The following is a 20107-nucleotide window of genomic DNA, read 5'->3' as shown; positions in this document are numbered from 1 at the left end:
GGCGGCCAAGCTTCCTCGGTGCAAAGTTGAGAAATGAGGCTCCACGTGAGTGATGTGGTTAAGTCCCTGTCCACGCGTCTGACGACCGCTGCCGACAAGCCGGCTCCCTCCCCGACCCGGGAAGAAGCCGAAGCGGCTGTTCGCATCCTGCTCCGCTGGGCCGGTGACGACCCGAGCCGCGAGGGCCTGCAGGATACGCCCAAGCGCGTCGTCAAGGCGTTCCGGGAATTCTACTCCGGGTACGACGAGGATCCTTCCGAAATTCTCGACAAGATCTTCGCCGAGGTCGAGGGCTACGACGATATCGTTCTGGTGCGCGACATTCCCTTCTACTCCCATTGCGAGCACCACATGGTGCCGTTCTTCGGCGTCGCGCATGTGGCTTATTACCCCACCAAGGGCGTCGTCGGCCTGTCCAAGCTCGCCCGCCTCGTGGACGCCTATGCGCGCCGGCTGCAGACCCAGGAGACCATGACGTCCCAGATCGCCAAGGCGATGGTCGCCGCCCTGGAGCCGCGCGGCGTCGCCGTCATGATCGAGGCCGAGCACATGTGCATGTCCATGCGCGGCATCCAGAAGGCCGGCGCCCTGACGCTGACCACCCAGTTCACCGGAATCTTCAAGGAAGATCCGGCCGAGCAGGTGCGTTTCCTCACGCTCGTCCGGAACGGCCGGGGCTGAGGCTGCCCATGAACGTATCCGGGTCCCCCCCCTTCCCCGCTGCCGGCTCCAAGGCCGAGCTTGAGGAGGGAACGGTGCTGTCGCCCCGCTTCGGGGCGGACGGGCTGATCACCTGCGTCACCATGGATGCCATCACCGGCGAGATCCTCATGGTCGCCCACATGAACGCCGAGGCCCTGGCGAAGACCATCGAGACCGGCGAAGCCTGGTACTGGTCGCGCTCGCGCGGCGAACTCTGGCACAAGGGAGCGACCAGCGGGCAGATCCAGACGGTCAGGGAAATACGGGTCGACTGCGACCAGGACGCCCTGCTCTTGAAGGTCCAGGTCGCCGGCGACGGCGGCTGCTGCCATACCGGGCGCCGCTCCTGCTTCTACCGCCGGGTGGAAATGTCCGATGGCCGGACCCGCCTCGTGATCGCGTGAGGCCGCAGCCCTTCGGATGTGCGGGGCTGCCATCTTTATCGAAGCGGGTGCAGTTTCCGGATCTTCGGGTTAGGAACGCCGGATGACGCGACGTGATCTACTCCCCGCACGCCTGGCCGCCAGCGCCATCTTCTTCGGAAACGGCTTCGGCATCGGAACCTGGGCGGCCCAGCTTCCCCGGTTCAAGGAATCGCTCGGCCTGTCCGACGGCCAGCTCAGCCTTGGCCTCCTGGCCTTCTCCCTGGGAGCGGTCGCGCTCATGCCCGTCATCGGCTGGGCCGTGACGGTGGTCGGCAGCCGCACCATGACGACGATCGCGGCTTTCGCCTTCGCAGCGGCCCTCGCCCTTCCGGGCCTAGCCCCGAACCTGAGCCTGTTCGTGGCAGCCGCCCTCCTGGCCGGAGCCTGCAACGGCACCATGGACATTGCGATGAACACCAACGCCACGGTGGTCGAAAAGGCCTGGGGCTCGGCCATCATGTCCTCCCTGCACGCCTTCTTCAGCCTCGGCGGCCTGGCAGGGGCTGGAGCGTCCGGCCTTCTCATCGCCCTCAACGTCGGCATCGTCCCGACGCTTCTGATCTCCTGCCTCGGGATGGGCCTGCTCTTCCTCGTCGCCGCCTTCTGGACGCTCGGAGAAACCGAGCGCTCGGCGGAGGGGCACGGCTTCGCCTGGCCGCGGGGAAGCGTCATGATCCTGGCCGTGCTCGCCATGTTCTGCTTCCTCGTCGAGGGAGCCATGGTCGATTGGAGCGCGATCTATCTCCAGACCGTCGCAGGGGCGAGCCTGGAGACGGCCGTCACCGGATTTGCCGCATTCTCCCTCGCCATGACGGTCTGCCGCTTCATGGGCGATTTCGTCGTCCGGCATCTCGGCCGTGTCCGGACCGTGCAGTTCGGGGGCCTGCTCTCGGCGTTCGGCCTTGCCCTGGCGATGCTCCTGCCGCAGCCCCTGCCCGCCGCCATCGGCTTCTCGCTCGTGGGCATCGGCTTGGCCAACGCGGTGCCGGTTCTGTTCAGCACCGCCGGGCAGATGAAGGACTTTCCGCCGAGCATGGGCGTCGCCATGGTGGCGACCCTGGGATATGGCGGCCTTCTGCTCGGGCCCCCGCTCATCGGGTTCGGAGGAGAGATCTTCGGCCTTCGCGCGATGCTGGGCGTGCTCATCGGCCTCGCCTTCGTGATCATCATTTTGTCGCAGCGGGCTTTGCGGCGCGGCGCTGTTTAGTTTTCCTGAACCAATCCTACTTGAAACTTAAGGGCAACCTTCATGCAGTCTTCATGCCGAGACCGCATGAAGGGGAAGCAAGGCCTTGGAGCGATCAATGTTGTGGGACGGGATTGCCCGGCGCAGCGCCGGATCAGGGGGTGGCGGAGGGGCGGCCGAGGTGAAGCAGCCGACGGACCGCGACCCGCGCACGAAGACCAGGATCGGCTTGGCCCTGGGCGGCGGGGCGGCGCGCGGCTGGTCTCATATCGGCGTCCTGCGCGTCCTCACGGAAGCGGGTATCGTTCCGGACGTGATTGCCGGATCCTCAATCGGCGCCGTGGTCGGCGGGTGCTATGCGGCCGGAAAGCTCGATGAGCTGGAGGCTTTCGCCCTCTCCCTGACCAAGCGGCGCGTCATGGGACTCCTCGATTTCCACTTCAGCGGCGCTGGCCTGATCGCCGGTGGGCGCCTGCAGCGCCTGCTCGACCAGGACCTGATGGACCGCCGGGTCGAAACCCTGCCGGTCAAGTTCTGCACCATCGCGACCGAACTCGTGAGCGGCCACGAGATCTGGCTTACCCGCGGCCCCCTCGTCCCGGCCATGCGGGCGTCCTATGCCCTGCCGGGCATCTTCGATCCGGTCATGATCGGCGGGCGCTGGCTCATGGACGGCGCCCTGGTCAACCCGATCCCGATCACGGCGGCCCGGGCGCTGGGCGCGGACATCGTGATCTGCGTGAACCTCAACGGCGAGGTGCGCGTGCGCGGAACGGTCATCCAATCCTACGATACGGAGACCAGCGACGAGCAGGAGATCGAAGAAGCCATCGAGGAAGCTCCCCGGCGGTGGGGGATCTTTCCGGGAGCCAAGGGGGACAAGCCGCGCAAGCCGAATGCCCCGGGTCTCGCGACGGTGATGGTCGATGCCTTCAACATCACGCAGGACCGCATCGCCCGCTCCAGGCTCGCGGGAGACCCGCCCGACATCATGGTCGCGCCGAAGCTCGCCAAGATGGGACTCTTCGAGTTCCACAGGGCCCAGGAATGCATCAGCCTGGGCCGGCAGGCGACGGAACGCGCCCTGCCGGACATCCTCGAACTGCTGCAGGAAACGCAGGCCCGCTGATCAGGCCGTCGCGATATATTCCTTGATCGCCTGCGTCTCCGCCTCGACTTCTTCGAGGCGCAGCTTCACCACGTCGCCGATGGAAATGATGCCGGAAAGACGTCCGCCCTCGACGACGGGAATGTGCCGGAACTTCTGCTGCGTCATCAGTTCCATGATGTCGTTGATCGAGGTCTCGCCCGTGCAGGTCACCACCTTCTCGGTCATGAAACGGGAGACCGGCTCGTCCAGGGCCTTAGCCCCCTGAGCGGCAACGGCCCGCACGATATCGCGCTCCGAGATGATGCCTACGACCGGCCGGTGGCCGTCCACGATGAGAAGAGCACCAATTCTGCGTTCCGCGAGAACCCTGGCCGCCTCGCTCAAGGATCGGCTCGGCTCGATGGTGGCGACGTCGCGACCTTTGATCGAAAGAATTCGATTGACGATCATTCATTCCCTCCCGTTGTGCGAACGGCGAGGACGATCAGCCCTCCATTCGCAAGGCTGAAATCGGGCCCGACCTCCCAATCGACATTGGGATGTGAACCCTACGTCAGCCTTACGATGATTGGATCAAACCGCGTTGGTTTCAAGCCGAGATGCGGCTTGGCCGGGCCGGAAGCGGATCCAACAGGGGGAAAATCGCGAGGCCGGCAAGGAAGCCGCCGATATGCGCTTCCCAGGCGATGCTCGCATCCATCATGCCGACGGGCTGCACGAAGGCGAACACGTAGTTGGCGGCGAACCAGATGCCGAGGAAGATCAGCACCTGACGATTGCGCACCATGTGCCCAAGGGTTTCGCGCGGCCTCTCGTGGGGCTGCGCAAGACGGCCCTCCCAGTGCCAGGCGGGCGGGGAGAAGATGAACCAGGAGGCCGCCGCCATGAGGCCGGACACGGCGCCCGAGGCCCCGATCATCGGCAGGACCTGCGTGGGATTCATGAAGGCGTAGAACACGGCCCCGCACACCGCCGAGACGGCCATGAGGATGAAGAATCGCGGAGCACCGCAGCGCCTGACGATCGGCGTCCCGAATGCGGCAAGCCAGACGCCGTTCATGAGGACATGGGCCCAAGAGCCATGGAGGAAGGCGTAAGTCAGGGCGGTCCAGGGCCGCCCCTCCTCCTGGGCCAGCACGTATTGCGCCAGGGCCATCATGGGCGAGATGGTGTCATCCGGCACGCCCTCCCGAAGCGCCTGCATGATCTCGTCGATCCGCACCCCGCCGAACGCCACGGACCACCGGGCGGGGATGACCGCCCAGTCGATGATCAGCGTGAAGTCGGTCTCTTCGGACAGGAAGAGGCGAAGCGCATGAATGCCGATCAGCACGGCGAGGGACAGGGTGATGGCCGTCGGCAGATTGAGGATCGGCTCACGGACGCGCGGTGGGTTTGGGGACATGAACTGCTTTTTGTCTGGCAGCCGACCTCGTCATCGTGCCGGCAGCATTCGATCTCTCATTTGAGTAGACCCGTTCGGGGGCGTCCGTCGAGCAAAACCCACAGGCGACAGGAGACGGCCCTGGCGGAGAGGAACCCGTTCCTTCCCTCTCGCGGGCCCCTCGATATTTTTGTTAACCATGATGGAACCGGTTGAGCCGCGACGCGTTAACTCACCCTTTACTTTCCGCTTGAGCCCAAAATTCAACCATGTCAGTTTGGTTAAAAGAACGTTAACCGGCTGGTGGGGCATGCGGCAGGATTATTTCAAGAACAGCCTTTTCTGTGGCGTAAATGAGAAGCCTGCCGTTTTCGGCACATTCATCAAAACAGCTCTGCTGGGTGTCTCTTTTCTCCTTTCCGGCGCAGCCGCACAGGCTCAGACCCTGGCGTCCCTGCCCCCGTCCAGCGTCCCGATCACGAGCGTCGGCTCGGCCAGGCCGCTCCAAGGCTGGTCGGATTTCTGCGCGAAGTATCGGTCCGAATGCGCCGTCAACGCGTCTGAGCCCGACACCATCGAGATGACGCCGCAGATCTGGAAGACCATCGTGTCGGTGAACCAGCGCGTGAATTCCACGATCAAGGCCGTGACGGATGCCGATCACTGGGGCGTCGTCGACGTTTGGGGTTTCCCCGATGACGGCAAGGGCGATTGCGAGGACTTCCAGCTCCTGAAGCGCAAGCTTCTCGCCGAAGCGGGCCTGCCGCGCCGCGCCATGCGCATGACCGTCGTGATCGACGAGCTCGGCGAAGGTCATGCGGTGCTGATGGTCCGCACCAGCCGGGGCGATTTCGTCCTCGACAACAAGAAGAACGCCATCCTGCCGTGGCACCAGACGGGCTACGTCTACATCAAGCGCGAGAGCCAGGACGTGGTCGGCTGGGTCTCGCTCGGCGGCATCATGTCGTCGCCGACCACCACCGCGAACAGGTAAGGCGGCAAACGGCGGTAGGGCCGACTGCTCTTCGTTGTGCCACGAGCCCTTTGGAGGCGGATCAATCGATCCGCTTCATTCCCTTGGCGAAGCGCTTCCAGTTGTCGACATAGCCCCTGGCGGACCAGCGGAGCCGTTCGATCACGTCGGCATCGAGCACGCGGATCGCCCTGGCGGGCGCTCCGACGATGAGGGAATTGTCCGGAAACTGCTTGCCCTCGGTCACAAGGGAATTGGCCCCCACGAGGCAATTCGCGCCGATGCGCGCATGGTTCAGCACCGTGGCGCCCATGCCGATCAGGGAATTCTCGCCGATCGTGCAGCCGTGCAGGATGGCCTTGTGGCCGATGGTGCAGCCGGCCCCGACCGCGAGGGGGGCTCCCATATCCGTGTGGAGCAGTGCCCCTTCCTGGATATTCGTGCCCTCGCCGATATCGATCAACTCGTTGTCGCCGCGCAGCACGGCCCCGAACCAGATGCCCACATCGAGTCCAAGGCGCACCTTGCCGATCACATGGGCATCGGGAGCGATCCAGAAGCGGCCGGGCTCGGGAAGGGTCGGAGCGGTATCGTCGAGACTGTAGATCGGCATCGCAGGTCCACATGGAAAAACAGCAGAACCTGGGATTGAGGTTCTGCTGCGAGAGCGCCGGTTTAGTCCTCGAGATCCGTATCGAGGATCGCCATGGTGAAATTGTAGGAGCGATCGCCGTCCTCGTCGTCGAGGAAGAGCACCCCGACGAATTCCTCACCGATGTAAACTTCCGCCGAGTCAGCCTTCTTCGGGCGACCGACGACGCGGATCGAGTGGTTCGCAAAGGTCTGGCGCAGGTAGCGCTCGACTTTAGCCATCTCGGTTTTGTCCACTACAGGTCCTTTCTTGATGTCACGGATGGTGCACTTGCCACGGCCCGCCCATGCGAGCAAGCGGGGCCGGGCCCGGAAGCGCCCTCTCCCGTCAGATTCCGTCGGATTCGGAGAAGCAATGATCCATGGAGCGAGCAGGCTCCTCGCATCCCGCCGTGCCGATGACCTTGGCCGGAACGCCGGCCACCGTGGCATTGTGCGGCACGGGCTTGAGCACGACGGACCCGGCGGCGATTCTGGCGCAATGGCCGACCTCAATATTGCCGAGGATCTTCGCTCCAGCCCCGATCAGGACGCCATGGCGGATCTTCGGATGACGGTCCCCCCGCTCCTTGCCGGTGCCGCCGAGCGTCACGTCCTGGAGCATGGAGACGTTGTCCTCGACCACCGCGGTGGCGCCCACCACGAGCCCGGTCGCATGATCGAGGAAGATGCCGCGACCGATCCGGGCCGCCGGGTGGATATCGGTCTGGAAGGTGTCGGAGGAGCGGCTTTGCAGATAGAGCGCGAAGTCCTGCCTCCCCCTCGTCCACAGCCAATGGGCCAGGCGGTGGGTCTGAATGGCGTGGAAGCCCTTGAAGTAGAGCACGGGCTCGATGGACCGGGCCACGACCGGATCCCGATCCATGACCGCATTGATGTCGGCTCGGAAGGCCGCCCCGATGGATTTGTCGTCCTCGACGGCCTCGAGGAAGATCTGCTCGATGATATCGGCCGGGACGGCGGCATGGCCAAGACGGGAGGCGACCCGGTGGATGACGGCGGCCTCCAGGCTCGGCTGGTGCAGGATGGCGCTCAGCACGAAACCCGCAATCGCCGGCTCGGCCTGGACGATTGCCTCCGCCTCGGAGCGCAGGCGGTTCCAGACCGGATCGACCTTGCCGGCCACCGGGTCCGGGGCTCCCGGCTTCAGGCGCGTCTGTGTCATCTTACTCTCCTCGGCGACTTCTTGACCGTCTTCATAGATAAGAAGCCCAGGCCCCTTACCATAGGTTCCAAAGAGCCATGACCTACTCTTTTTCGCCCTCGACGTCCAAGCTTGTCGTTTCCCTGTCCGGCGGCATTGCGACGCTTTCCATCGACAATCTCCCCAGGCACAACGCGCTGGACCTGGAGATGTGGAAAGCCTTTCCGGACATCATGGCGGCCCTCGACCGGGCCCCCCGGGTGCGCGTGGTCGTGTTGCGGGGAGCGGGCCGGGAATCCTTCGCTTCGGGCGCCGATATCGGCGAGTTCGCGACCCTGCGGGCCGATGCGGAAGGCGGACGGCGCTACGAGGCCACGAACGAGGCCGCCTTCTGGGCGGTCGCCCATTGCGCCAAGCCCGTCATCGCCATGATCCGCGGCTTCTGCCTGGGAGGAGGCTTCGGCCTCGCCCTCTCCTGTGACCTGCGGGTGGCCTCGGAGAGCGCCATCTTCGGCATCCCGGCCGCGCGCCTCGGGATCGGCTATCCGCCCGGCGCCATGAAGCTGGTGACCGCCGCCGTGGGGGCTCCGGCCGCGAAGGACCTGTTCTTCACCGCCAGACGGATCGACGCCCAGGAGGCCGCCCGCCTCGGCGTCGTGCAGCGCGTCGTCCCTGACGACCGGCTGGAGGAGACCGTTCTGTCCCTGGCGCAGACGATCGCGGACAATGCGCCCCTGACGATCAAGGCCGCGAAGGCCGCCATCGACGAGGCGGTCGGGATCGGACATCCCGAGGCCGACCCGGTGGCCCTCGCCGACCGGTGCTTCGACAGCGCCGACGCCGTCGAGGGACGCAAGGCGTTCCTGGAGAAGCGCAGCCCGGTTTTCGAGGGGCGCTGAGCTCAAGCCTCCCGTTGGTACACGAAATAGCGCCCTTCCGGCACCTTCGTGTCGGCGGAAATGTCCCGGCACGATGGCATGGAGAAGGCGCGGTCCCCGAGCAGGATCCCGCCCGCCTGGAGCAGGCTTTCGAGGAGCGGCGACAGGCGCCGGGCGAGGCTCAGGTTCGCGTCCTCGTCGCCGGTCCCGATATCGATATGGATCAGGGCGGCGGAACCCCGGCCGTGCCGTTCGATGAAGGGCGGCAGGGTGTCGAAGAGGTCGCCGACGATCAGGTAGCCTTCCGGGGGATAGCAGTCAGGATGGGCGGCGGGCGCTCGCTCGAAGACGTAGATCGCGCGGCCGGGCAGCCGGTCGCGCAGATGGTCGTAGGTGCGCCCGTTGCCGAGGCCGATCTCCAGCACCAGCCCGGCAGGGCCGATCGCCCGGGAGGCCCAGTCGAGCAGGTCGCGCTGGGCGGTCAGGCGCCGGATGGCGCTGTCGAGCCGGGTCATGCGCGGCCTCCGGTCATGGCCTTTTGGCCAGGAAGTCGAGCACGCCCTGCTTGTGCACCTTGTCGCCCACGGCGAGGTTGTGGTCCCGCCCAGGGATGTCGAGCGCCGTCGCGTTGGACATCAGGGCGGCCAGTTCCGGACCTGAGCCCGACACGTCGTCGGCGGTGCCGACGGAGACCAGGGTCGGGAGCGTGATGGAGGCGACCTCCGCCTTCGACAGAACCTGCCGCGAACCCCGGATGCAGGCGGCGAGCGCCTTGAGGTCGCTGCCGTTCTGATCCGCGAAGGCGCGGAACATGCGCTGCATGGGGTCCGTCAGATCGTCGAGGGAGCGCGCCTCCATGGCGTCGGCGATGCCAAGCGGCAGCCCGACGCCTTCCACGAGATGGATGCCCAAGCCCCCGAGCAGCATGGAGCGCATGCGGTCGGGCGAGGCGAGCGCCATATGGGCCGCGATGCGGGCGCCCATGGAATAGCCCATCACGTCGGCCCGCTCGATGCCCAGGTGATCGAGCAGCCTGCGCCCGTCCTCGGCCATGCGGTAGGAATCGTAAGCCACGGGATCGTAGAGCTTCTCGCTCTGGCCATGGCCGCGATTGTCGAAGGCGACCACCCGGTATCCCGCCCGCGTCAGCGTCTTGACCCAGAGCGTATTGACCCAGTTCACCGCGTGGTTCGAGGCGAAACCGTGAATGAGAAGGATCGGATCGCCCTGGCCCTCGTGGGGCGGAACGTCGATATAGGCGATGCTCACGCCATCGGAATTGAAGTAACGCATGGACCTGAAGGGACGGTTGCAGGATGGGCGCAACCTAAGCATCTGCGAGCCTGAATTCAATTGTTGAAACAGGTTCGCGCATCGCACCGACACTTGTGTCGGCCTCCCTTGTTCTGGCCGAGATGACAGTCTCCACGTCATGGCCGGGCTTTTCCGGGCCAGCCCGATGCGTGAAGCGCTGCGCTTCAATGGTTCGGGATCACCGGCAAGGCCGGTGATGACGTGGAGGACGTCACGGATCAGAGGCGCTTGCCGGTCTGCTCGTCGAAGAGGCGGACGAGGCGCGGATCGGGGGTGACGCGGATCTGCTGGCCGGGCTGAGCGTCGACGCGCTCGCGGAACACGCCGACCACGTCCGCGCCGCCGAACTTGGCGAAGACCTGCGTCTCCGAGCCGGTCGGCTCGACCACCGCCACCTCGGCCGGCAGGCCGTTCGCCTCGTCCAGGATGAAGTGCTCCGGTCGCACGCCGTAGATGACCGGCTTGCCGTCGGAGGCGGCCGGGGCGCTGGCCACCGGAAGCGACGTGCCGTTCTCCGAGATGAAGCGCCCTCCCTGCAGACGGCCCTTCAGGAAGTTCATGGACGGGGATCCGATGAAGCCGGCCACGAACAGGTTGGCCGGGCGGTCGTAGTGCTCGAGCGGCGCTACGATCTGCTCCACCGAGAACCGCCTCTTGCGCATGACAAACCTCCCCGAGCCCCAAGGAATGCTGTGACACCATCGCTCTCATCTTTATCCATTGCTGTCTGATCAGAAGAAAGCGAGGGGGCGCCCACGCGTTTTTTAACGTCTGGCGTTCTCCGCATGAGCGGGCGTTCGGCAAACTTCAGCTCAGTGCCACAAGCGGTCTTTTGCGCCTGCGAGCCTGAATGCATAGCCTTACTAGTACCTCGGAACACTGCGGCGGAACCGATCAAAGCCCTGCCGTCGATTAGCGGCTCCTAATCTCTATTGACCTGGAAACCTTAAGCCTCCACTATGACATAACTAAACCTAATATTACATAATTATAGAGCAAGAGGGTGACCATGAGGATCAGAGAGGCGTTGCTTTCAGGCTTAGCGATAGTTGCATCAGGCCCAGTTCTAGCTCAATCGAGTGGAGGGGTCATCAACGTGGCGACGATCGGCGAGCCGCCGACGCTCGACCCGATGGTGTCGACGGCGGACCTAGTCGGCATCGTCACCCAGCACTTCTTCGAGACGCTGTTCACCTTCGACAAGGACTGGAAGGTCACGCCGCTTCTTGCAGCCTCGCTTCCCGAGGTCACCGACGGCGGCAAGGTCTATACGATCAAGCTGCGGGACGGCATCAAATTCCACGACGGCTCCGACATGACGTCCGAGGACGTCGTTGCCTCCCTCAAGCGCTGGATGGACCAAGCCTCGCGCGGCAAGCAGGTCGCCAGCAATGTCGAAAAGCTCGAAGCCGTCGATCCGTCGACCGTGCGCATTACCCTGAAGACGCCGTACGCGCCACTCCTGGCACTCCTGTCCTTCAACAACTCCGCGGCCGTGATCATGCCGTCGGAGAAAATGGACGTGCCCATGAAGGACCCGGTCGGCACCGGTCCCTACAAGCTCAAGGAGCGCAAGCCCGACCAGTACATTCAGCTCGTGCGCAACGAAGCCTACAAGCCGCTCGACGGTGCCGGCAACGGCTATGGCGGCGCGCGCAAGCCGATCCTCGACGAGATCCGCTTCGTGCCGGTGCCCGATCCCAACACCCGCGTCGAGGGCGCGATCTCCGGACAGTTCGACTATGTGGACTCGATCCCGGTCGAATCTTACGACCGCATCAAGAACATTCAGACGTCGAAGCCGGTCATCCTCAAGCCGTTCGGCTGGCCGGTCTTCGTGATGAACACGAAGCAGGGCGTGATGGCCAACACGGACACCCGCATGGCCGTGCGTCTGTCCCTCAGCATGGAAGACATGCTGGCCGCGGCCTTCGGCAATCCCGAGTTCTACTCCCTTGACGGAGCCATGTATCCCAAGGGCTATGTCTGGAACACGGATGCCGGCGTCGAAGGCCGCTACAACGTCGCCGATCCGGACAAGGCCAAGGCGCTCCTGAAGAAGGCCAGCTACAGCGGCGCGCCGCTGCGCATTCTCACCAGCCGCCAGTACGAGTTCCACTACAAGATGGCCCAGGTGGCGGCCGAGTACCTGAAACAGGCGGGCTTCACGGTCGACCTGCAGGTGGTCGACTGGGCGACCCTGACCCAGCGGCGCGGCGATCCGGCCCTGTGGGACATCTACATCACGCACAGCCCGTTCCTGCCGGAGCCGGCACTCATCGGTCAGCTGTCGGAGAGCTCGCCCGGCTGGTGGTCGAGCCCTGCCCGCAAGAAGGCCGTCGACGCCTTCAACACGGAGAGCGATGCCGCGAAGCGTCCTGCCTTGTGGGCCGAGGTCCAGAAGGTCATTTATGACGAGACACCCAGCATCAAGATCGGCGACTTCAACGCCCTCTCGGCGCAGTCTCCGAAACTCGAAGGCGTCGTGCCCGCGCCGTGGCCCTACTTCTGGAACGTCTCGGTCAAGAAGTAAAAGCCGGCAAGCCGGGGAGCGCGCCTGCGCTCCCTGCTCATTCCTCAAGCAGAACGACGCATGAGCCGCTACATCCTTCAACGCCTCCTCGGCATGCTGGCCGTGATGTTCGTGGTCGTGACGATCGTGTTCATCATTGTGCGCATCGCTCCCGGCGACCCCGCTGCCGTCATGCTCGGCCCCGACGCGACTGCCCAGGACGTGGCGAGCCTGCGCGCCCGCCTCGGCCTCGACCAGCCGCTCATCGTCCAATACGGCATCTTCTTCGGGCAACTGCTCCGGGGCGATCTCGGCGAATCCATCTTCCTGAACCGCCCGGTCCTCACGGCCCTGGCGGAACGGGCCGAGCCGACCTTCTTCCTCACCCTATTCTCCATCCTCATCGCAGGTCTGATCGCGATCCCCGTGGGCATCCTGTCGGCCTACTGGCGCGGCTCGCTCTTCGACCAGGTCGCCACCACGCTCGCCATGCTGGCGGCCTCCATTCCGAGCTTCTGGCTCGGCCTGCTGCTGATCCAGTTCTTCGCCGTACGCCTCGGCCTGTTCCCGGTCTCCGGCTATGGCGGGCCCGGCGCCGGACTGTTCACGCGGCTGTCCCATCTCGTTCTTCCCGCCCTGTCGCTGGGCGTCGTGTCGTCGGCCCTGATCCTGCGCTTCACGCGCGCCAGCATGCTCGACGTTCTCAACGACGACTACGTGCGCACCGCCCGCTCCAAGGGCATGGGCGAGGTCCGGGTCGTCATGAAGCACGCCTTCAAGAACGCGCTCATTCCGGTCCTGACCGTGATCGGCCTGACGGCCGCGCTCCTCGTGTCGGGCGCTGTGGTGACGGAGACCGTGTTCGGTCTTCCCGGCATCGGCAATCTCGTGGTCTCAGCCGTGCTGCGGCGCGACTACCCGGTCATCCAGGGAGCGCTCCTGATCGTGGCGGCGCTCTACGTGCTCATCAACTTCCTAATCGACATGCTCTACCTGCTCGTCGACCCGCGGGTGCGCTACTGATGGCCGCCGTCGGTTCCCCCGCCATCGTCGAGGCGAGCTTCATCTCGCGCCTGGTGACCCGCAAGACCGTCATGATCGGTCTCCTGATCCTCGTCGTCGTCGCCGTGCTGGCAATCCTCGCGCCGTGGATCGCCCCCTACTCTCCGAGCCGGCTCTCCGTGGTCAACCGGCTCAAGCCGCCAGGCGGAACATACTGGTTCGGAACGGACGAATTTGGCCGCGACGTGTTCAGCCGGACGATTTATGCGGGCCGGCTGTCACTGCTCGTGGGCGCCTCGGTGGTCGCCTTCGCGGCCGTGTTCGGCGTGACGCTCGGCCTCGTGGCGGGCTTCTTCCGCCGCCTCGACACGCCGATCGCCCGCATTATCGACGCCATGATGGCCTTCCCGGACATTCTGCTCGCCATCGCGCTCGTCGCCGCCCTTGGCCCATCCCTCGTCACCGTGATCGTGGCGCTCGGGATCGTCTATACGCCGCGCCTCGCCCGCATCGTGCGGGCCTCCACGCTGGTCATCCGCGAGCTGCCTTATGTGGAAGCCGCGCGCGCGCTCGGCGTTCCGACCTGGCGCATCATGTCCCGGCACGTGCTGCGCAACCTGTTGTCGCCCATCCTCGTGCAGGGCACCTTCATCTTCGCCTACGCCATGCTGGCCGAAGCCGGCCTGTCGTTCCTGGGCCTCGGCGTGAGCCCCGAGATCCCCACCTGGGGCACCATGATCGCGGCCGGCCGCCAATATATCGGACAGGCCGACTGGATGACCCTGTTTCCCGGCATCGCGATCATCCTGTCGGTTCTCTCGCTTCAGATGGTCGGCGACGGATTCCGCGATCTCCTCGATCCGCGCCTGAGAAAGGATCTTTGATCACATGACTTTTCAAGACGACTCGTCACCCCTCCTGATCGCCGGCGCGAAGCCGGTCGGCTTCGGCCGCGGCGTGCCGCAGGAAGCGACGGATATCCTGATCGGCGGCGACGGACGGATCGCCGCCGTTGGCCATTCCCTCCAGGCGCCGGACGGCGCCCGCCGCATCGACGCCAAGGGCGCCTACGTGTCGCCCGGCTGGGTCGATCTCCACGCCCATGTCTGGCACGGCGGCACCGACATCTCGATCAAGCCGCAGGTCTGCGGCATCGAGCGCGGCGTCACGACCATCGTGGATGCCGGCTCGGCGGGCGAGGCCAATTTCCACGGCTTCCGCGAATACATCATCGAGCCGGCCCGGGAGCGCATCAAGGCGTTCCTCAACATCGGGTCGATCGGACTCGTGGCCTGCAACCGTGTGAGCGAACTGATCGACATGCGCTCCATCGACATCGACCGCACCATCGCGTGCGTCGAGGCCAATCGGGACATCATCATCGGCATCAAGGTACGGGCGAGCGGCGTCATCGTCGGCGCCTGGGGCATCACGCCCGTGAAGATCGCCAAGAAGGTGGCCAAAATCCTCAAGCTGCCGCTGATGGTGCATGTGGGCGAGCCGCCCCCGGTCTTCGACGAGGTGCTCGAGATCCTTGGCCCTGGCGACGTGGTGACCCACTGCTTCAACGGCAAGGCGGCAGCGAACATCATGGAGGACGAGGACCTGTTCCAGCTGGCGCAGCGCTGCGCCAACGATGGCATCCGCCTCGACGTGGGCCATGGCGGCGCGTCCTTCTCGTTCAAGGTGGCCGAACTCGCGGTTCAGCGCGGGCTCCTGCCCTTCTCGATCTCGACGGACCTACACGCTCGCTCCCTCGACAATCCGGTCTGGGACATGGGCACGACCATGTCGAAGCTCCTGTCCGTCGGCATGCCGTTCGAGGCCGTCATCGACGCCTCGACGAGGGCCCCGATGGAGGTGATCGGCCTTCCGACCGAGAACCTGCTGTCGCCCGGCACCCGGGCCGAGTTCACCGTGTTCGAGGTCAACGACAGCGATCTGAGCATCGTCGATTCCATGGGCTACAACGCGCACCTGCCGCGCCTGATCGAACCAATCTGGACGATCCTCGGGCATGAGGCCGTCAAGGCGAGCCGCTATGTGCCGCCGCGCAAATCCGCCCTGGAGAGCTCGGCGTGCCCGCATTGCGGATGGATCAACGCCCGATGACGGAGCTTCCCGACGATACCGTGCTCAGGGTCTCAGACCTGCGCACTCACTTCGAGCTCGGCAGCCGGGTCGCCAAGTCGGTCGATGGCGTGAGCTTCGACGTGAGACGCGGCGAGACGCTCGCGGTCGTCGGGGAATCCGGCTCGGGGAAATCCGTCACCAGCCTGTCGATCATGCGCCTTCTGTCGCCGCCCGGCCGGATTGTGGGAGGCAGCATCCTCTACCGCACGAGCCAGGGCCAAGTCATCGACATCGCGACTCTGCCAGAGCGAAAGATGCGGGCGGTCCGCGGCCGGGAGATCGCCATGATCTTCCAGGAGCCAATGACGAGCCTCAACCCGCTCTACACGGTCGGCGACCAGATCGTCGAGATGATCCGGCTGCACGAGCCGTTCTCGACGGCCGAGGCCCGCCAGCGCGCCAAGCGGATGCTGGAGCTCGTCGAGATCCCGGCGGCCGACCGCAGGCTCGACGAATACCCGCACCAAATGTCGGGCGGCATGCGCCAGCGCGTCATGATCGCGCTCGCCCTGTCGTGCAATCCCAATCTTCTGATCGCCGACGAGCCGACCACGGCTCTCGACGTGACCATCCAGGCGCAGATCCTCGATCTGCTCCGCAGGCTGCAACACGAGATCGGCATGAGCATCCTGTTCATCACGCACAATCTTGGCGTGGTGGCGGAGATCGCCCATGACGTCGTGGTGATGTATACCGGCCGGGTGGTCGAGAAGAGCCCAGTCGCGAGTCTCTTCGCGCACCAGAAGCATCCCTACACCCGCGGTCTTCTCGCCTGCATCCCGAACGCCTCACGCGACCGCGGTGCTGCGGGCGAGCGGCTGCGCCTCAACCCGATCCCGGGCAACGTGCCGCCCGTGACGGCGCTCCCTCCGGGATGCAGCTTCGCTCCGCGCTGCTCCTACCGGATCCCACAATGCGACGAGGCGCCTCCGCTCATGGCGGCGGGCCCGTCCCATCTGAGCCGATGCTGGAGGCACGAGGACCTATGATCAGCGAAACCCTCCTGAGCGTCCAAGGACTCACCAAGCAGTTCCAGACCCGCAACGGCACCGTCAAGGCGGTCGACGGCGTCAGCTTCGACGTGAAGCGCGGGACGATCGTCGGCCTCGTGGGCGAATCCGGATCGGGAAAGACCACGGCCGGCCGCTGCACGCTCCGCCTCGTCGAGCCCAACGACGGGAGGATCGTGTTCGACGGCGTCGATCTGCGCACGCTGTCCGAGCGGGAAATGCGGGCCTATCGCAGCAGGCTCCAGATCATCTTCCAGGACCCCTATTCGAGCCTCAATCCGCGCCTTCGCATCGATCAGATCATCGGAGAGGCCCTCGACATACACCGACCTGTCCGCGGCACCGCGCGACGGGACCGGATCGCCGAGCTTCTCCAGCGGGTAGGTCTCAACCCAGATGCAGCGCGACGCTACCCGCACGAATTTTCTGGCGGCCAGCGCCAGCGCATCGGCATCGCCCGCGCCCTGGCGGTAGAGCCCGACTTCATCGTGGCAGACGAGCCGGTCTCGGCCCTCGACGTGTCGGTGCAGGCCCAAGTCCTCAATCTGATCCAGGACCTGCAGCAGGACTTCGGCCTGACAATGCTCTTCATCGCGCACGACCTGTCGGTGGTGGAGTATCTCTGCGACGAGGTCGTGGTGATGTATCTCGGACGGGTCATGGAACGCGGGCCGAGCCGCGAGATCTACGCGATGCCGCGCCATCCCTACACCCAGGCGCTGCTCTCGGCTGCTCCATTGCCGGATCCGGCGGCCAGCCGCCAGCGGATCGTCCTGAAGGGCGACATTCCGAGCCCCCTCAATCCCCCGTCCGGCTGCGTGTTCCGCACACGCTGCCGCTATGCCGTCGAGGCCTGCGCCGAGATCGTCCCGCCTTTGGAGGACGTCGGCTCCGACCATCACGTCGCCTGTATCCGCCACGGCGATCCTGAAGTGATTTCCCAAGGACTGACATTGTGAACCAAGTTCGATATCTGACTGCGTCCAATCCTTACGAACGCCTGAAGGAACTGGGCATTGCGCTGCCCAAGGCTCCGAACCCGATCGCCAATTTCGTGACACATGTCCAGGAAGGCAATCTCCTGTTCCTGTCGGGCCAGGGGCCGCAGGAAGCAAACGGGTATCTTCACACGGGCAAGGTCGGCCTCAACGTCGGCGCGGAAGAGGCCTATGAGCACGCCAAGCTTACGGGCATCAACCTCCTCGCCGTCATGCAGGACGCGCTGGGCGACCTGTCGCGGGTCAAGCGCGTGGTGAAGCTCCTCGGCATGGTGAACGCCGCGCCCGATTTCGGCGAGCATCCGAAGGTAATCAACGGATGCTCCGATCTCATGATGGCTGTGTTCGGAGAGGCCGGGCGCCACGCCCGCTCCGCCGTTGGCTTCGGGTCCCTGCCAAACAACATCACAGTCGAGATCGAAGCCATCGTCGCGATCGAGGAATGAGGCTCCCCTGCATGCCGCGCTCAGCGCCAGCCCAGCGTCGCTTCGATCCTCTCGGCCGCCATGCGCACGGCATTGGTGTAGCGGTCACGGTCCTGCACGACCCGGTGCTCAGGCAGTACGATGGAGATTGTCGCGACGCACTCGCCCGAAGGCTGGCAGATCGGCGATGCGATGCAGGCGACGGAAAAGTCCGACTCGTTGATCTGGATCGACAGGCGCTCACGCAGGGCCGCCGCCGAAGCGTCGGACAAGGCCTCAGGGTTCGTGTTGGCGCGCCCCGTGGGCGATACCTTCGAGGCGTGACGGAAGACCTCCAGCCGCTCCCTGTCAGGAAGATGACCGAGGAGAAGTCGTCCCGAAGCCGTCCAGTTCAGGGGCACGCGCGAGCCGACCTTGGACGTGACGCGGAAATGCCCGGGACCGTCCGCCATGGCCATGACGACCATATGGTCCCCGTCCCGGCCGCAGATCTGAATGGTTTCCTCCACCTCCCGGCACAGGTCCTGCATCTCGTGCGTGGCGACGTTCAGAAAATCGAGGGATTCCGCGTAGGCCAGGCCGTAGTGATAAAGGCGCGGCCCAAGCCAGACCGTACCGTCACTCCGCCGCTGCAGGAGGCTCTTCTCGACAAGATCCTCGATGATCACGTAGACCGTCGAGAGCGGCGCTCCGATCGCCTTGGCCACCGCATAGGCACCGGCTGGCTTCATCTCGGCCTGCAGAAAATCGAGGATCTGCAGGGCACGGTCGATGCCACTCACGCGGGCGCCGCGGCTGCGCTTTTCGGGCGTGACGCTATTGGCGACTTCAGGAAACTTGGTGTCCACTGGACCTTCTCCCGGATCTTCAGAAATTGCGGCCCACCTTCGCGACCGGCAGCAGCCTTCAACACACTTCCTCAGTAATGGAATATACCCCGTTTCCACAACATAAAATATCGAGACATTGAGCCCCATGACCCAGAAAGACATCCGCCCCGAGCTTGGCCTTCGCCCCATCATCAACGTGTCAGGCACCATGACGTCGCTCGGAGCATCCATCGTCGTGCCGGAAGCCGTCGCGGCCGTATCGGCGATCCTTCCGCAATTTGTCGAGATCGGGGATCTGCAGAAGAAGGCGAGCCGCGTCATCGCGCGCCTGTGCGGCACCGAAGCGGGCTTCGTCACGGCATCCTGCTCGGCGGCGATCACGCTCGCCGTCGCGGGCGCCATGACCGGCTGCGACCTGGCCGCCGTCGAGCGGCTCCCCGACACGCAGGGACTCAAGAACGAAGTGCTGCTGATGACCGGCCACATGGTCAGCTACGGGGCGCCCGTCGAGCAGGGCGTCCGCCTCGCGGGCGCGAAGGTCGTCCCGGTCGGCCAGGCGACCTCGGCATACGGCTATCAGCTCGATGGCGCCATCAATGAGCGGACGGCCGCCGCGGTCTACGTGGTCTCGCACCACACGGTGCAGTACGGCCTGATCCCGCTGAAGGAATTCGTCGACGTCTGCCATGCCCGGGGCGTTCCGGTGATTGTTGACGCGGCCTCCGAATACGACCTGAAGGGGTTCCTCGCCACCGGGGCCGACATTGCACTCTACTCCTCCCACAAGTTCCTCGGCGGTCTCACCGGCGGCATCGTGGCCGGCCGCACAGAGCTTGTGCGCGCCACCTACATGCAGAACATGGGTATCGGCCGCGGCATGAAGGTCGGCAAGGAAGGCATTCTTGGCACCATCGCGGCCCTCGAAGCCTGGGAGAAACGCGACCATGCGGGCATCCGCGAGCGTGAGACGCGGTATCTGGAACTCTGGGAACAGACCCTTGCCGGGCGCCCGGGTGTGACGCCGATCCGCGAGGCCGATCCGACCAACAACCCACTCGACCGCCTGAAGGTTGCCATCGAGCCCAAGGGCGCGCACATCACTGCCTGGGATCTCGCCGACGCCCTCGCATCGGGGCGCACGCCGATCATCGTCCGCGACCACGAGGTCGAGCACGGCTATTTCTATCTCGACCCGTGCAATCTTCATCCGGGCCAGGAAACCGTCGTGGCTGAGCGTCTCGTCGAGGAGCTGGAGAAGGCCCGTCAGTCCAACGAGATCATTGCGACGCCTCTCGAAGGGCGCCGCAACCGCTCCTCGCAGGCCATCCTGCGCTGGCCCGACTGATCACACGGCTAATGCTGGGCCGGCGAGCCCGCGTGCGGGCTTGCCGCTCTCGGGCCTTCAGATTGGGAGGTCGCGCCGGTCGAA

Annotated in this window: 22 protein-coding genes and 1 pseudogene; 14 read left to right on the top strand and 9 right to left on the bottom strand. The window is 65.2% G+C overall.

Features of this window, described 5'->3' with window-relative positions; all coding sequences use genetic code 11:
- Window positions 1-45: 45 nt before the first annotated feature.
- From folE to U0023_RS17110, 4 genes are all read left to right on the top strand, one after another.
- A complete protein-coding gene (gene folE / locus U0023_RS17125) occupies window positions 46-681 on the top strand; it encodes a GTP cyclohydrolase I FolE (RefSeq protein ID WP_009489447.1) in 636 nt (211 codons plus the stop codon).
- A gap of 8 nt (window positions 682-689) precedes the next feature.
- A complete protein-coding gene (gene hisI, locus U0023_RS17120) occupies window positions 690-1106 on the top strand; it encodes a phosphoribosyl-AMP cyclohydrolase (protein ID WP_009489446.1) in 417 nt (138 codons plus the stop codon).
- Window positions 1107-1188: 82 nt separating this feature from the next.
- Window positions 1189-2334, top strand: coding sequence for an MFS transporter (locus U0023_RS17115; RefSeq protein ID WP_009489445.1), 1146 nt, complete (start codon window positions 1189-1191; stop codon window positions 2332-2334).
- A gap of 97 nt (window positions 2335-2431) precedes the next feature.
- Window positions 2432-3442: a patatin-like phospholipase family protein gene (locus tag U0023_RS17110; RefSeq protein WP_009489444.1), complete on the top strand. Its 1011-nt coding sequence runs from the start codon at window positions 2432-2434 to the stop codon at window positions 3440-3442.
- On the opposite strand, the gene U0023_RS17105 is transcribed toward U0023_RS17110, so the two are convergent.
- Together U0023_RS17105 and U0023_RS17100 are read right to left on the bottom strand one after the other, a co-directional pair.
- Window positions 3443-3874 (bottom strand): CBS domain-containing protein, encoded by a 432-nt coding sequence (locus U0023_RS17105; RefSeq protein WP_009489443.1) that lies wholly within the window; start codon window positions 3872-3874, stop codon window positions 3443-3445. It lies immediately after the preceding gene.
- A gap of 139 nt (window positions 3875-4013) precedes the next feature.
- Entirely contained in the window at window positions 4014-4829 is an 816-nt protein-coding gene (locus U0023_RS17100; RefSeq protein WP_009489442.1) for a rhomboid family intramembrane serine protease, read from the bottom strand.
- 289 nt (window positions 4830-5118) lie between these two features.
- Here U0023_RS17100 and U0023_RS17095 point away from each other — a divergent pair, with 289 nt between their 5' ends.
- Window positions 5119-5802 (top strand): transglutaminase-like cysteine peptidase, encoded by a 684-nt coding sequence (locus tag U0023_RS17095; protein WP_052600439.1) that lies wholly within the window; start codon window positions 5119-5121, stop codon window positions 5800-5802.
- Window positions 5803-5863: 61 nt separating this feature from the next.
- Here U0023_RS17095 and U0023_RS17090 read toward each other — a convergent pair whose 3' ends face one another.
- The 3 genes from U0023_RS17090 to cysE form a co-directional block, all read right to left on the bottom strand.
- The gene (locus U0023_RS17090) at window positions 5864-6394 is read right to left on the bottom strand and encodes a gamma carbonic anhydrase family protein (RefSeq protein WP_009489440.1); all 531 of its coding nucleotides are present in this window, start codon (window positions 6392-6394) and stop codon (window positions 5864-5866) included.
- 62 nt (window positions 6395-6456) lie between these two features.
- Complete coding sequence (locus tag U0023_RS17085) at window positions 6457-6669, bottom strand: DUF3126 family protein (protein WP_040637969.1); 213 nt, start codon at window positions 6667-6669, stop codon at window positions 6457-6459.
- A 91-nt stretch (window positions 6670-6760) separates the two neighbouring features.
- Entirely contained in the window at window positions 6761-7597 is an 837-nt protein-coding gene (gene cysE / locus U0023_RS17080; protein WP_009489438.1) for a serine O-acetyltransferase, read from the bottom strand.
- Window positions 7598-7674: 77 nt separating this feature from the next.
- Here cysE and U0023_RS17075 point away from each other — a divergent pair, with 77 nt between their 5' ends.
- Window positions 7675-8475 carry an enoyl-CoA hydratase gene (locus U0023_RS17075; protein ID WP_009489437.1) on the top strand — a complete coding sequence of 267 codons (801 nt, stop codon included), beginning with the start codon at window positions 7675-7677 and terminating at the stop codon, window positions 8473-8475.
- A gap of 2 nt (window positions 8476-8477) precedes the next feature.
- On the opposite strand, the gene U0023_RS17070 is transcribed toward U0023_RS17075, so the two are convergent.
- The 3 genes and pseudogenes from U0023_RS17070 to U0023_RS17060 all read right to left on the bottom strand — a co-directional run.
- Window positions 8478-8969 carry a class I SAM-dependent methyltransferase gene (locus U0023_RS17070; protein WP_009489436.1) on the bottom strand — a complete coding sequence of 164 codons (492 nt, stop codon included), beginning with the start codon at window positions 8967-8969 and terminating at the stop codon, window positions 8478-8480.
- A 13-nt stretch (window positions 8970-8982) separates the two neighbouring features.
- Window positions 8983-9747: an alpha/beta fold hydrolase gene (locus tag U0023_RS17065; protein WP_040637968.1), complete on the bottom strand. Its 765-nt coding sequence runs from the start codon at window positions 9745-9747 to the stop codon at window positions 8983-8985.
- 239 nt (window positions 9748-9986) lie between these two features.
- Window positions 9987-10409 (bottom strand): annotated as a pseudogene (locus U0023_RS17060) (TOBE domain-containing protein); the annotation flags it as partial.
- Window positions 10410-10777: 368 nt separating this feature from the next.
- On the opposite strand from U0023_RS17060, the gene U0023_RS17055 reads away from it, so the two are divergent.
- Genes U0023_RS17055 through U0023_RS17025 form a run of 7 tightly spaced genes read left to right on the top strand, consistent with a single transcriptional unit; the run spans window position 10778 to window position 17869 of the window.
- Complete coding sequence (locus tag U0023_RS17055) at window positions 10778-12301, top strand: ABC transporter substrate-binding protein (protein ID WP_009489433.1); 1524 nt, start codon at window positions 10778-10780, stop codon at window positions 12299-12301.
- Between the two features lie 60 nt (window positions 12302-12361).
- Complete coding sequence (locus U0023_RS17050) at window positions 12362-13303, top strand: ABC transporter permease (RefSeq protein WP_009489432.1); 942 nt, start codon at window positions 12362-12364, stop codon at window positions 13301-13303.
- Complete coding sequence (locus tag U0023_RS17045) at window positions 13303-14166, top strand: ABC transporter permease (RefSeq protein WP_009489431.1); 864 nt, start codon at window positions 13303-13305, stop codon at window positions 14164-14166. The genes U0023_RS17050 and U0023_RS17045 overlap by 1 nt, the downstream gene beginning before the upstream one ends.
- Window positions 14167-14170: 4 nt before the next feature.
- Window positions 14171-15394: an amidohydrolase/deacetylase family metallohydrolase gene (locus U0023_RS17040; protein ID WP_009489430.1), complete on the top strand. Its 1224-nt coding sequence runs from the start codon at window positions 14171-14173 to the stop codon at window positions 15392-15394.
- Complete coding sequence (locus U0023_RS17035; protein ID WP_009489429.1) at window positions 15391-16404, top strand: ABC transporter ATP-binding protein; 1014 nt, start codon at window positions 15391-15393, stop codon at window positions 16402-16404. Before U0023_RS17040 ends, U0023_RS17035 begins: the two co-directional genes overlap by 4 nt.
- Window positions 16401-17384: an ABC transporter ATP-binding protein gene (locus tag U0023_RS17030; RefSeq protein ID WP_009489428.1), complete on the top strand. Its 984-nt coding sequence runs from the start codon at window positions 16401-16403 to the stop codon at window positions 17382-17384. Before U0023_RS17035 ends, U0023_RS17030 begins: the two co-directional genes overlap by 4 nt.
- Window positions 17381-17869 carry a RidA family protein gene (locus U0023_RS17025; protein ID WP_009489427.1) on the top strand — a complete coding sequence of 163 codons (489 nt, stop codon included), beginning with the start codon at window positions 17381-17383 and terminating at the stop codon, window positions 17867-17869. The genes U0023_RS17030 and U0023_RS17025 overlap by 4 nt, the downstream gene beginning before the upstream one ends.
- A gap of 20 nt (window positions 17870-17889) precedes the next feature.
- On the opposite strand, the gene U0023_RS17020 is transcribed toward U0023_RS17025, so the two are convergent.
- Window positions 17890-18696 (bottom strand): IclR family transcriptional regulator, encoded by an 807-nt coding sequence (locus U0023_RS17020; protein ID WP_009489426.1) that lies wholly within the window; start codon window positions 18694-18696, stop codon window positions 17890-17892.
- A 127-nt stretch (window positions 18697-18823) separates the two neighbouring features.
- Here U0023_RS17020 and U0023_RS17015 point away from each other — a divergent pair, with 127 nt between their 5' ends.
- On the top strand, window positions 18824-20023 hold the full coding sequence (locus U0023_RS17015) for an aminotransferase class V-fold PLP-dependent enzyme (RefSeq protein WP_009489425.1): 1200 nt from the start codon (window positions 18824-18826) through the stop codon (window positions 20021-20023).
- The last annotated feature ends 84 nt before the right edge of the window (window positions 20024-20107 follow it).

Source organism: Microvirga lotononidis, assembly GCF_034627025.1.
Taxonomy (GTDB): Bacteria; Pseudomonadota; Alphaproteobacteria; order Rhizobiales; family Beijerinckiaceae; genus Microvirga; species Microvirga lotononidis.
Note: the sequence above shows the minus strand (reverse complement) of the source record. Positions and strands in the feature narration are given on the sequence as shown.

Excerpts from the sequence above, each read along its gene's own strand:
- U0023_RS17075 (WP_009489437.1), top strand. The coding sequence starts at position 7,675 with ATGACCTACTCTTTTTCGCCCTCGACGTCCAAGCTTGTCGTTTCCCTG.
- U0023_RS17055 (WP_009489433.1), top strand. The coding sequence starts at position 10,778 with ATGAGGATCAGAGAGGCGTTGCTTTCAGGCTTAGCGATAGTTGCATCA.
- hisI (WP_009489446.1), top strand. The coding sequence starts at position 690 with ATGAACGTATCCGGGTCCCCCCCCTTCCCCGCTGCCGGCTCCAAGGCC.
- U0023_RS17115 (WP_009489445.1), top strand. The coding sequence starts at position 1,189 with ATGACGCGACGTGATCTACTCCCCGCACGCCTGGCCGCCAGCGCCATC.
- U0023_RS17070 (WP_009489436.1), bottom strand. The coding sequence starts at position 8,969 with ATGACCCGGCTCGACAGCGCCATCCGGCGCCTGACCGCCCAGCGCGAC.
- U0023_RS17100 (WP_009489442.1), bottom strand. The coding sequence starts at position 4,829 with ATGTCCCCAAACCCACCGCGCGTCCGTGAGCCGATCCTCAATCTGCCG.
- U0023_RS17035 (WP_009489429.1), top strand. The coding sequence starts at position 15,391 with ATGACGGAGCTTCCCGACGATACCGTGCTCAGGGTCTCAGACCTGCGC.
- U0023_RS17015 (WP_009489425.1), top strand. The coding sequence starts at position 18,824 with ATGACCCAGAAAGACATCCGCCCCGAGCTTGGCCTTCGCCCCATCATC.
- U0023_RS17030 (WP_009489428.1), top strand. The coding sequence starts at position 16,401 with ATGATCAGCGAAACCCTCCTGAGCGTCCAAGGACTCACCAAGCAGTTC.
- U0023_RS17050 (WP_009489432.1), top strand. The coding sequence starts at position 12,362 with ATGAGCCGCTACATCCTTCAACGCCTCCTCGGCATGCTGGCCGTGATG.
- U0023_RS17065 (WP_040637968.1), bottom strand. The coding sequence starts at position 9,747 with ATGCGTTACTTCAATTCCGATGGCGTGAGCATCGCCTATATCGACGTT.
- U0023_RS17045 (WP_009489431.1), top strand. The coding sequence starts at position 13,303 with ATGGCCGCCGTCGGTTCCCCCGCCATCGTCGAGGCGAGCTTCATCTCG.
- U0023_RS17040 (WP_009489430.1), top strand. The coding sequence starts at position 14,171 with ATGACTTTTCAAGACGACTCGTCACCCCTCCTGATCGCCGGCGCGAAG.
- cysE (WP_009489438.1), bottom strand. The coding sequence starts at position 7,597 with ATGACACAGACGCGCCTGAAGCCGGGAGCCCCGGACCCGGTGGCCGGC.
- U0023_RS17095 (WP_052600439.1), top strand. The coding sequence starts at position 5,119 with ATGCGGCAGGATTATTTCAAGAACAGCCTTTTCTGTGGCGTAAATGAG.
- U0023_RS17110 (WP_009489444.1), top strand. The coding sequence starts at position 2,432 with ATGTTGTGGGACGGGATTGCCCGGCGCAGCGCCGGATCAGGGGGTGGC.
- U0023_RS17105 (WP_009489443.1), bottom strand. The coding sequence starts at position 3,874 with ATGATCGTCAATCGAATTCTTTCGATCAAAGGTCGCGACGTCGCCACC.
- U0023_RS17090 (WP_009489440.1), bottom strand. The coding sequence starts at position 6,394 with ATGCCGATCTACAGTCTCGACGATACCGCTCCGACCCTTCCCGAGCCC.